This window comes from Streptomyces sp. NPDC059248, assembly GCF_042753905.1.
In the GTDB taxonomy this organism is placed as follows: domain Bacteria; phylum Actinomycetota; class Actinomycetes; order Streptomycetales; family Streptomycetaceae; genus Streptomyces.
In genome coordinates, this window is sequence record NZ_JBHYZV010000134.1 from 1 (window position 1) to 12255 (window position 12255).

Genomic DNA, 12255 nt, shown 5'->3' on the forward strand with positions numbered 1-12255 from the left:
CGCCAACTCCACACCCGACACACCAGCCACCCCGGCACGCACCAACCGCGGCGCCAACACACGACCACCACGAACCGCCACCTGCGGCTCATCGGTACCGAGTACGGCGTTCCAGTCGGGCTGCTCGCCCTCGCGGTCGGGATCGGCCAGTTCGAGATCGGCCAGGACGAACCGTCCCGGGTGCTCCGACTGGGCGCTGCGCAGCAGCCCCCACACCGACGCCTGCGCGAGGTCCGGCGTCTCGTCCCCGGCGGCCGCGACCGCACCCCGCGTCGCCACGACCAGCCGGGTCCGGGCCAGTCGGGGCTCGGGCAGCCAGCGGCGCAGCAGGGTCAGGACGTACGACAGGAGTTCGCGTGCCGCCTCGCCCGGGTCCCCCGCCGGAGTCTCGACGGGCACCACGACGGCATCGGGCGCCTCGGCCCCTTCGGCCAGCGCGCTCTCCAGGGCCGCCAGGTCGGCGGGGCCGTCCTCCCCGAGGACGGTGACGCGCGCCGTGGCGGTCCCGTCGGGGGCGACGGGCACCCAGTCCACCGCGTACAGCTGGTTGCGGGAACCGCGTCGGGCACCGTCGATGCGGGTCTGCTCGACCGCTCGTACGGTGAGGGAATCGATCGACACGACCGCGGCGCCCGTCTCGTCCACCGCGTCCAGTCGGATGGTGCTGTCCCCGGTCGCGATGGAGCGGACACGCAGCCGCGTGGCACCGGGGCGGTCGAGCCGGACACCGGTCCAGCTGAACGGCATCCGGTGCGCGCCGCGTTCGCCGTCGGTCACCAGGGTGACGCCGCTCTGCAACGCGGCGTCGAACAGTGCGGGGTGGATGGAGAATCCGGCGGCCGCGCCGCTCTCGGGCAGTTCGACCTCGGCGTACGACGTGTCACCGTCCCGCCAGGCCGACCGTACGCCCTGGAAGACGGGGCCGTAGTCGTAGCCGATCTGAGCCAGCTTGCCGTACAGCTCGTCGACGTCGACGGGTTCGGCGTCCGCCGGCGGCCACTGGGCGGCCCAGTCCCCGTCCGGGGTACGGTCCGGGGCGAGCGCCCCGCGCGCATGGCAGACGGTCTCCCCGCCGGACTCCGGGCGGGTGTAGATCGCGACCTCGCGGTGGCCGTCCTCGGCCGCTTCCCCGATGGTGACCTGGACCTGGACGGTGAGCCCGTCCTCCAGGATCAGGGGCGCCTCCAGGACGAGTTCGTCCAGTACGGGGGTCCCGGCGCGCCGTCCGGCGGCGAGCGCCAGCTCGACCAGCCCGGTGCCGGGCACGACGATCGTGCCCAGGAGCAGGTGCTCGGCGGCCCACGGCTGGGTGTCGGTGGACAGCCGGCCGGTGAACAGCCACTCGTCGCGGTCGCCGACCTGCGCGGCCCCGGCCAGGATCGGGTGCCCGACCGCGCCCAGTCCGGCGGCGCCGGGGTCCGCGCTGCCGGTGTTGGGAGCCAGCCAGTAGCGCTCGCGCTGGAACGGGTACGTCGGCAGCGGCACCATCCGGGCGCCGCTGTCCCGGTAGAACGTCGACCAGTCCACCGTCGCGCCCGCGGTGTGCGCCCGGCCGAGGAAGCCGGCGAAGACCGTGGTCTCCGGCTGCTTGGCGCGCAGCGCGGGCAGCAGGGCCGCCTCCACGCCCTCCGTCAGCCGCTCGTCGAGGCACTGGCGGGCCATCGCGGTCAGCACCGCGTCGGGACCCAGCTCCAGGAAGCGGCGGACGCCCAGCTCCCACAGCGTGGCCACACCGTCGGCGAACCGTACGGCCTGCCGCACATGCCGCACCCAGTAGCCGGCGTCGGTCAGCTCGGTCGACACCGGCCGGCCGGTCACGTTGGAGACGATCGGGATGGTGGGCTCCGCGAACCGCAGACCCCGGGCCACCGTCTCGAACTCGGCCAGCATGGGTTCCATACGAGGTGAGTGGAAGGCGTGCGACACCCGTAGCCGGGACGTCTTGCGCCCCTCCCACCGCGGCAGCCACTCCTCGACGGCGTCGGCGTCACCGGACACCACCACAGCGCGCGGCCCGTTGACGGCGGCGATCTCCAACCGTCCCGTGAAGTCGGTGAGGCCCGCGGCCACCTCGGCCTCGTCGGCCTGTACGGCCACCATCGCGCCACCGGCCGGGAGCGCGCCCATCAACCGGCCGCGCGCCACCACCAGAACGCACGCGTCGCGCAGTGACAGCACCCCGGAGACATGGGCCGCCGCCAGTTCGCCCACCGAGTGGCCGATCAGGTAGTCGGGGCGCAGGCCGAGGGATTCGACCAGCCGGAACAGCGCCACCTCGACCGCGAACAAGGCGGCCTGGGTGAACTCCGTCGAGTCCAGGCTGCCGTCCCGCGCGGCCAGCAGCTCCCGGACCGAGCGGCCCAGCAGCGGGTCCAGCTCCGCACACACCTCGTCCAGCGCCGCCGAGAACCGCGGGTACTCCCGGGCGAGTTCGAGGCCCATGCCCGCGCGCTGCGAGCCCTGGCCCGTGAACAGGAACGCGGTCTTGCCTCCGGGGGCCCGCTGCCCGTCCTCGCCGGCGGCGAGGGCCGCCAGCGAGGACAGCAGCGTGTCCCGGTCCTGAGCCACGACCACGGCACGCTCGTCCAGCAGCGCCCGGGTCGTCGCCGTGGAGTAGCCGACGTCCGCGGGGGACAGCTCCGGGTGGCCGGCCAGATACGACCGCAGCCGCTCCGCCTGCGCCCGCAGCGCGGCCCCGCCGCGGGCGGACACCAGCACCGGGACGGCGGCCGGAGACCGGGTCTCCTCGACGGGCTCGGCGTCCGCGCCGTCCGCGGCGGGCGCCTCTTCCAGGATCACGTGCGCGTTGGTGCCGCTGATGCCGAACGACGAGACGCCGGCCCGGCGCAACCGCCCCGCCCGTGCGGCCCATGCGCGCTTCTCGGTCAGCAGCTCGACCTGACCCGAGGCCCAGTCGACATGGGGGGAGGGCTCGTCCACATGCAGGGTCGGCGGCAGTTCGCCGTGCCGCATGGCCTGCACCATCTTGATCACACCGGCGACCCCGGCCGCGGCCGACGTATGACCGATGTTCGACTTGATCGACCCGAGGAAGAGCGGATCGTCGATCCGCTCGCTTCCGTAGGTCGCGAGCAGCGCCCGCGCCTCGATCGGGTCGCCCAGCGTCGTGCCCGTGCCGTGGCCCTCCACCGCGTCGACCTCGGCCGGGCTCAGGCCCGCGTTGGCCAGGGCCGCGCGGATCACCCGCTCCTGCGAGGGGCCGTTCGGCGCGGTCAGTCCGTTGCTCGCACCGTCCTGGTTGGTCGCGCTGCCCCGGACGACCGCGAGCACCCGGTGCCCCTTGCGGCGCGCCTCCGACAACCGTTCGAGGACGAGGAGACCGATGCCGTCCGCGAAGCCGGTGCCGTCGGCGGACGCCGCGTACGCCTTGCACCGGCCGTCGGGGGCCAGGCCCCGCTGCCGGCTGAACTCGGTGAACAGGAACGGGCCGGCGATCACGGTCACGCCGCCCACCAGAGCCAGCGAGCACTCCTTGGACCGCAGCGCCTGCGCCGCCAGATGGATCGCCACGAGTGAGGAGGAGCAGGCGGTGTCGACGGTGACCGCGGGGCCTTCGAGGCCCAGGGTGTAGGCGATCCGGCCGGAGATCACACTGCTCTGGGTGCCGCTGAGGCGGAAGCCCTCCAGCTCCGGCACCCCCGAACCGCCGTAGTCCGAGGTGACCGCCCCGCAGAAGACGCCGGTGTCGCTGCCGCGCAGCGACGTCGGGTCGATACCCGCGCCCTCGAACGCCTCCCAGGCGCCCTCCAGCGCCAGCCGCTGCATCGGGTCGATGGCCAGCGCCTCGCGCGGGCTGATCCCGAAGAACTCCGCGTCGAAGTCGCCGACCCCGTCGACGAACCCGCCGGCGCGGGCGGACACCGTGCCCGGCTGCTCCGGGTCGGCGCCGTGCAGCCGCTCCAAATCCCAGCCGCGATCGGTCGGGAAGGCGGTCATGGCGTCCCGCCCGGAGGCCACCAGCTCCCACAGCTCGTCCGGCGAGGACGCGCCGGGGTAGCGGCAGCTCATGCCGACGATCGCCAGCGGCTCGCTGTCGCGGTCCTCCAGCTCCCGCACCCGGCGGTTGGCGGTACGCAGCTCCGTGGTGACCTTCTTGAGGTAGCTGCGGAGCTTCTGCTCGTCTGTGTGCGTGCTCATGCCGACCCGAGCTCCTTGTCGATCAGATCAAACATCTCGTCGTCGGAGACCGGGTCCAGGTCGCCGTCGGATTCCACGTCCAGGTCGGACACCCCGCCGCCGACGCCGCTGAGCACGGACCGCAGCCGGTTGCTCAGATAGCGCAGCCGGGGCTCGATCTCGGCCAGCCCGCGTTCGTCTCCGGCCACCCTGATCAGCAGCTCCTCCAGCCCGCGCAGCTCGTCGTCGAACGGCGGGCGCTGGTCGTCGGCCGCGACACCGCCGACCTCCTTGAGGAGCAGCCGCGAGACCTCCAGGGGGGTGGGGTGGTCGAAGACGAGGGTGGCGGGCAGCCGCAGGCCGGTGGTCCGGCTGAGCCGGTTGCGCAGCTCCACCGCGGCCAGCGAGTCGAACCCCAGCTCCTTGAAGGCCCGCTCGGGCTCGACCTCCGCGCCGGACGAGTCGCCGCGGACGGCCGCGACCTGCGCCTGCACCAGCTCCAGGACGATCTGCTCACGGTCCGACTCGGAGACCCCCACGAGCCGCTGCGACAGCGATCCGCTCGCCGACTTCGCCCGCCGGGCGGGCGCGCGGACCAGACCGCGCAGAAGGGTGGGCAGCATCCCGTCCCTGGCCTGGACGCGCAGCGCCGCCAGGTCCAGTTGCAGGGGCACCAGAAGAGTCGACTCCGAGCCGAGGCTCGCGTCGAACAGCTCCAGGCCGAGTTCGGCGGGGAGGGCACCGATGCCGGTCCGCTGCATCCGGGCGATGTCGGCCTCGCCCAGCTCCCCGGTCATACCGGTGGAGTCGGCCCACAGGCCCCAGGCGAGGGAGGTGGCGGGCAGCCCGGCGGACCGGCGGACATGGGCGAGGGCGTCGACGGCGGCGTTGGCCGCCGCGTAGTTCGCCTGCCCGGGGTTGCCCAGCTGCGCCGCCGCCGAGGAGAACATGACGAACGCCGACAGGTCCATCCCCGCGGTCAGCTCGTGCAGATTCCACGCCGCGGTGAACTTGGGCCGCGCGACCCGGTCGAACTGCTCGGGCGTCAGGGACTCGATCACACCGTCGTCGAGCACACCCGCACAGTGGACGACCGCGGTCAGCGGTCGCTCCAGCGCAGCGAGCAGACCGGCCACCTGCGTACGGTCGGCGACATCGCAGGCCGCGACCTGTACGGCGGCGCCACGCGCCTCCAAGTCGGCGACCAGCTCGGCCACCCCGTCGGCCGCGGCGCCCCGACGGCTGACCAGCAGCAGCCGGCGCATGCCGTGCCGCTCTGCCAGATGCCGCGCCACCAGTGCGCCCAGACCGCCGGTACCGCCCGTGATCAGGACGGTGCCGTCCTGGTCCAAAGGCGCCGGAACGGTGAGGACGACCTTGCCGATGTTGCGGCCCTCGCGCAGGAAGCGGAACGCCTCCCGACCACGACGCACATCCCAGGTACGGATCGGGGACGGCTGGAGAACCCCGCGCTCGAACAGCGCGACGATCTCGGCCAGCATCTCCTGGATCCGCTCCGGGCCCGCCTCGACGAGGTCGTAGGACCGGTACCCGACACCCGGGTGCGTGCCCGCCACGACCTCCGGGTCGCGGATGTCGGTCTTGCCCATCTCGATGAACCGGCCGCCTCGCGGCAGCAACTCCAGGGAGGCGTCGACGAACTCGCCGGCGAGCGCGTTCAGCACCACGTCCATCCCACGGCCGTCGGTCGCGTCCGTGAACGTCTGCCGGAAGCCCAGGTCGCGCGAGGACGCGATCCGCTCACCGGCGACGCCCAGGGCGCGCACCGCGTCCCACTTGGCCGGGCTCGCGGTGGCGAAGACCTCCGCGCCGAAGTGCCGGGCCAGTTGGACGGCCGCCATGCCGACACCGCCGGCGGCGGCGTGCACCAGCAGCCGCTGCCCCGCGCGGAGCCCGGCGAGGTCGAGCAGCCCGTAGTAGGCGGTCAGGTACACCACCGGCACCGCCGCGGCCTCGGAGAAGCCGAGGCACTCGGGTTTGCGTACGACGGTACGGCGGTCGGCGACGGCCACCGGGCCGAACGCGTCGGTCACCAGGCCGAGGACCTCGTCGCCCGGCTCCAGGTCCGTCACCCCGGAACCCACTTCGAGTACGACTCCCGCGGCCTCGCTGCCCAGCGGGGCGTCACCCGGGTACATGCCGAGCGCGATCAGGACGTCGCGGAAGTTCACGCCCGCGGCCCGCACCGCGATCCGCACCTCGCCGACGCCCAGCGCGCGTCCGCCGTCGGAGGGCAGAACGGTCAGGTCCTCCAGCGAGCCCTTCCGCTTGGTGCCCAGCCGCCACGCCCCGTCGGGCGTACCGCCGGCGACCCGGCTGAGCCGGGGCACGAGTACCCGGCCCGCGCGCACCGCCAGCTGCGGCTCGTCCAGGCCCGCGAGCGCATCCCACTCGGGGGCATCGCCCTCGGCGCCTGCCTCCAGGTCCACCAGGACGAACCGGCCGGGGTGCTCCGACTGCGCGCTGCGCACCATGCCCCACACCGCGGCCTGCGCGGTGTCGGGCGACTCGTCGCCCACGGCGATGCCGCCCCGGGTCACGACGACCAGCCGGGACTCCTCCAGCCGCTCCTCCGCCAGCCACCACTGCACCAGAGCCAGTACGCCGTCGCGGACGTCCCGCTCCGCGTCGACCCGGGCGACGACCAGGTCCGGCCGCGGCTCGCCCTCGGACAGGGCGTGCCCCAGCGCGCCCATGTCCGCGTGGTCGACACCGAGCCGCACCACGCGCATGGGCTCCGGCCGCGGAACGGTGACCTCGGGCCAGTCCACCTGGAACAGCGCGTTCTTCGCGTCCCGTACGCCGTCGAGCTGTGCGGGGTCGAGCGGGCGAAGACCCAGGGCGTCCACCGCGGCGATCAGCGCCCCGGTGTCGTCCGTGACCTCGATCTTCAGGGCGGAACCGGCGGCGGGCCGGATGCGTACCCGGGCCTCGGTGGCGGCGGAGCGTCCCAGACGCACGCCCGACCAGGAGAACGGCAGATCCACCGGGGACCCGGCCGTCTTGGACAGCAGCGCGCCGTGCAGCGCGGCGTCGAACAGCGCCGGGTGGACACCGAACCCGCCGGCCGGGGTGGAGTCGGGCAGCGCGATCTCGGTGTAGACCTCGTCGCCGCGGCGCCAGGCCGCACGGACGCCCTGGAACAGGGGGCCGTAGTCGAGACCGATGTCCGCCAGCCGTTCGTAGAGAGTGCCCACGGCCACGGACTCCGCACCCGCGGGCGGCCACTGCGCCGGGAACCGCTCGGCGGGCTCCGCATCGGTGACCAGCCAGCCGCGGCCGTGGCAGACCGGCTCCGGGGCCCCGGTCTCGTCCGCACCGTTGTCGCCGTTCCCGCCCTCCTTGGCGCGGCTGTAGATCGCCAGTTCGCGGCGGCCGTCGGCGTCGGCAGGGCCGATGGTGAGCTGGACCCGGATGTCGTCGGTCTCGGTCACGACGAGCGGGGCCTCGAGGACGAGGTCGTCCAGTGCGGCGCAGCCGAGTTCACGTCCGGCGGTCAGGGCCATGTCGATCAGCGCCGTCCCCGGCACGATGACGGTGCCGAGTACTTCGTGGTCCCGGGTCCAGGGCTGGGTGTCCTGCGAGATCCGGCCGGTGAAGACCCATTCGTCGCGGTCCCCGACCGGCACGGCGGCAGCCAGCACCGGGTGGTTCATGGGTACTTGGCCGGCCGCGGACGCATCGCCCGCGCGCTTGCCGGGAGTCACCCAGAAGCGCTGGGGCTGGAAGGCGTAGGTGGGGAGGGGAACGGACTGCGCACCGGCATCGGTAAAGAGCGTGTCCCAGTCGACGGCGACACCGGCGTTGTGTGCCTCGGCGAGGGAGGTCGTGAACCGCTTGATGTTGCCTTCATGGCGGCGCAGGGACCCGATCGCCGTGGCCTGCCCGTCGGTAGTGCCCTCGATCGCCATGGTAAGGACGGGGTGCGGGGACATCTCCAGGAACGTGGTCGCGCCGTTGTCCGCAAGGGCTCGGACGGCGGGCTGGAATCCGACCCGGGTCCGCAGGTTGTGGTACCAGTAGGCGGCATCGAGAGCCGCGGTGTCCGTGTACTCGTTACGCGCCGTGGAGTAGAAACGGATCCGGCCCGTGGAGGGTTTGACAGGGGCCAGGAGGTCCAGCAGCTCGGACTCGATGGCTTCGACATGCGCCGTGTGGGACGCGTAGTCCACGGCGATACGCCGGGCCCGTATGCCTTCGGTGTCGCATATCGCGGACAGGGCGTCCAGATCACCCGGATCACCCGCCACCACGACCGACGCGGGTCCGTTGACCGCCGCGATCGACACCCGCCCCTCATACGGGGTCAGGAGGTTCTCGACCTCGTCGGCCGGCAGGGCGACGGACATCATCCCGCCGTGCCCGGCCAGACGGTCACGAACCAGACGACTACGAAGCGCCACAATCCGCGCGCCGTCCTCAAGGGACAGCCCACCCGCCACACACGCAGCGGCGATCTCGCCCTGCGAGTGGCCAACGACCGCCGAGGGCTCCACACCGTAAGACCGCCACAACGCGGCCAGCGAGACCATGACCGCCCACAGCGCCGGCTGGACGACATCCACACGCTCCAGAGTCGGAGCACCCTCCACACCCCTGAGGACATCGTCGAGAGACCAGTCCACAAAGGGCTCCAGCGCCTGGGCACACTCCGCCATACGACTGGCGAAGACGGGCGAGGTGTCGAGCAGCTCGACCGCCATCCCGTCCCACTGCGAACCCTGCCCGGGGAAGACGAAGACCGTCTTGCCGGCGACCGGGCGGCCCGTGACGACATGGTCGACCGGTTCACCGGTCGACAGGGCGCTCAGCCCGGAAAGCAGGCTGCCGCGGTCAGTGGCCACGACCACCGCACGGTGCTCCAGATGCGCCCGCGTCGTCGCCGCCGAGAAACCGGTGTCGGTGACGGACATGTCGGGACGGGCGATCAGCAGGGCCCGCAGACGATCGGCCTGCTCCCGCAACGCCGCCTCACTCCGGGCCGAAACCGGCACCGGAACCACCGACAGCGGCGCTACCACCCCGGTGTCGGTCGACACCTCATCCCCGACCGGCGCCTCCTCCAAAATCACATGCGCGTTGGTGCCGCTGATACCGAACGACGACACGCCGGCACGGCGCGGGCGTTCGGAGTCCGGCCACTCGCTCGCCTCGTTCGGCAGCCGGATGGCGCCCGACGCCCAGTCCACGTGCGGGGACGGCTCGGTCGCGTGCAGCGTGGGAGGCACCACGCCGTTCTGCATGGCCATCACCATCTTGATCACACCGGCCACCCCGGCGGCGGCCTGGGTGTGTCCGATGTTGGACTTGACGGAGCCGAGCCAGAGCGGCTCGCCTTCGCGCTCGCGGCCGTACGTGGCCAGTAGCGCCTCGGCCTCGATCGGGTCACCCAGCGTCGTACCGGTGCCGTGGCCCTCCACCGCGTCCACGTCGGACGGCCGCAGGCCCGCGTTGGCCAGGGCCGCGCGGATCACCCGCTCCTGCGAAGGACCATTCGGCGCCGTGAGCCCGTTGCTGGCACCGTCCTGGTTCACCGCGGCACCCCGCACCAGGCCCAGGATCCGGTGGCCGTTGCGGCGCGCGTCCGACAGCCGCTCCAGCAGCAGCAGGCCCGAGCCCTCGCCCCAGCCGACCCCGTCCGCGGCGGCGCTGTAGGCCTTGCACCGGCCATCCGCCGAGATCGCGCGCTGCCGGCTGAACTCGGTGAAGATATTCGGCCGGGAGAGCACCGTGATGCCACCGGTGACGGCGAGGGAGCACTCCCTGGACCGGAGGGACGCGCACGCCTGGGCGATCGCGACCAGGGAGGCCGAGCACGCGGTGTCCACGGTGACGGCGGGGCCCTCGAACCCGAAGGTGTAGGAGATACGACCGGACGCGACACTGGCCGCCGAGGAGATCATGAGGTAGCCCTCGATCTCCTCGTGCCGGTCGCTGGTCCCGGCGATGTACTGGTAGTCCGAGTGCATCGTGCCGACGAAGACACCGGTGTCGCTGCCGCGCAGCGACGTCGGGTCGATGCCGGCGTCCTCGAACGCCTCCCAGGCGCCCTCCAGCAGGACCCGCTGCTGCGGGTCCATGGACAGGGCCTCACGTGGGGTGATGCCGAAGAACTCGGCGTCGAAGTCGGCTATCCGGGAGACGAAGCCGCCCTCGCGTGTGTAGGCGGTGCCGGGGTGATCCGGGTCGGGGTGGTACAGCCGGTCCAGGTCCCAGCCGCGGTCGTCGGGGAACTCCGAGATCGCGTCACGGCCGGCGGCCACCAGATCCCACAGCTCTTCCGGTGATGTCACACCCCCGGGGAAGCGGCAGCTCATGCCCACGATCGCCAGCGGCTCGCTCGCCCTGTCGACGAGCGCCTGGTTCTGCCTCCGCAGCCGCTCGGTCTCCTTGACCGACTTCCGGAGCGCTCCGATGAGATCGTGCTTGTCGGTGGCCACAGTTACGCCTCCCCGTCCCGGACGCGGCAAGGCGCCCCGGTTCTCGACTGCATTCATTCCACGTTTTCCGCTTTGGGCCATCCGATCGCCGTCGCCGAACAGCACGGCTACAGGGCCGCATCGCCCCTCGGTCAAGAAACGCTCGGCTGTGGATCTTCCGGATTAATCCGGAACGCGCCGGCCATCTGCGAACAGAACTGTTTCAGCCATTACTCATCCCCGTTGTGAACCGTCGACGTGGCAGCGGTGCGGTGTCTCCGCGCCCCTGCTGCGAGAACTCGCCCGGCGAGCAGTGCTGCTCAAGCCGTGCTGATGGACAGCGTGCCGCACGACCGGCACCCGCCAGCGACCAACAGGCCCCCGAGCCAGCAACCTGCCACGGATTCGATCGGGCCGTCACGCAGCATCAGCATTCCTGTTCACCGCGTCACGGGTTCCCGGAAAAGCGTGCACCAAGCTGCCATGCGACGACCCTCGAAAGCGCTGACGGTGGGTCATCTCCGTTGGTTCAATCCCAGGTCATCCGTGTCAGCAGCCTGCCGCCGGGACCCCGACGGCGTTCCCGGAGCCGCCGCTTCACCGGAAACGCGACATGGCGTGGCAGCAAGTGGACTGCTTCCGTCGAAGGCCTGGTGTGCCCTGGCCGTGGCACCCGGCGTCTGGGTAACTTGCCAGGCCGGCAAGGAAGAACTGCGCGGCGAACCGCGCGAAGAGGGGGCGGGCATGGCCCGGAGCAAGGACTGGCTGCGACCGGGCGAGCATGTGATCGTCACCGGTGGTTCCAGCGGGATCGGCCTGGCACTGGCCGAGGAGTTCGCGGCCCGGGGCGCGGTGGTCTCGCTGCTGGCACGCGGAGAGGCCCGGCTGGCCTCGGCCGCCGAGGCGCTACGGGCGGCGGGAGCCACGGTGCACACCCGGAGCGTGGACGTGACCGACTCGGCGGGCCTGTCGGCCGCGATCGACGCACTGGAGGCGGAGGCCGGCCCCTGTGCCGTACTGGTGACCTCAGCCGGTCAGGCCAGACCGGGCAAGTTCCTCGAACTGCCCGACGACGTGTTCCGCACGATGATGGATGTCGACTACTTCGGCACCCTGTGGGCGGTGCGCGCCGTGGCGCCGCGCATGGTGAGCCGGGGGCGTGGGACGGTGGTCACCATCGCCTCCGCGGCGGGCCTGATCGGGGTCTACGGATATACCGCCTACGGGGCCGCCAAGTTCGCGGTGCGGGGGCTGACCGAGGCGCTGCGTGGTGAACTGGCCCCGCACGGCGTCCGGGTGGCCTGTGTGTTCCCGCCGGACGTGGACACTCCGCAACTGGCGGAGGAGAGCCAGTGGAAGCCGGCGGAGACGGCCGCCATCGCCGGAATCGTGAAGCCGCTCCAGCCGCGGGTGGCCGCCCGTGGAATCCTGCGCCGCCTGGACCGGGGGCAGCCGGTGATCTGCCTGGACGGGTTCAGCCGGGCACTCGCCCGCTGGGGCGGCGTCCTGGCCCCCGTGCTCCGCCGCTATATGGACGGACGGGTACGGGCAGCGCAGCGGAAGGAAGCCGGCACGGCCACCCGTTCCCCGGCGGTGGACTGAGCGACCACCCGGCGATCGCGACCGGGGACGCGACGTACGTCCGATGACGAATGCCCGGGGTGCCGCACACATGATG

At 72.5% G+C, this 12255-nt stretch carries 2 protein-coding genes and 1 pseudogene; 1 reads left to right on the forward strand and 2 read right to left on the reverse strand.

The genetic code is table 11. The annotated features are described in order from the left end of the window. A pseudogene (locus ACFXG1_RS32130) lies at positions 1-4158 on the reverse strand (type I polyketide synthase); the annotation flags it as partial. Then, complete coding sequence (locus ACFXG1_RS32135; RefSeq protein WP_384745723.1) at positions 4155-10655, reverse strand: SDR family NAD(P)-dependent oxidoreductase; 6501 nt, start codon at positions 10653-10655, stop codon at positions 4155-4157. The gene ACFXG1_RS32135 and the pseudogene ACFXG1_RS32130, both read right to left, overlap by 4 nt. A gap of 540 nt (positions 10656-11195) precedes the next feature. Here ACFXG1_RS32135 and ACFXG1_RS32140 point away from each other — a divergent pair. After that, a complete protein-coding gene (locus ACFXG1_RS32140) occupies positions 11196-12179 on the forward strand; it encodes an SDR family oxidoreductase (protein ID WP_384719835.1) in 984 nt (327 codons plus the stop codon). Positions 12180-12255: the final 76 nt, after the last annotated feature.

Excerpts from the sequence above, each read along its gene's own strand:
- ACFXG1_RS32135 (WP_384745723.1), bottom strand. The coding sequence starts at position 10,655 with ATGAATGCAGTCGAGAACCGGGGCGCCTTGCCGCGTCCGGGACGGGGA.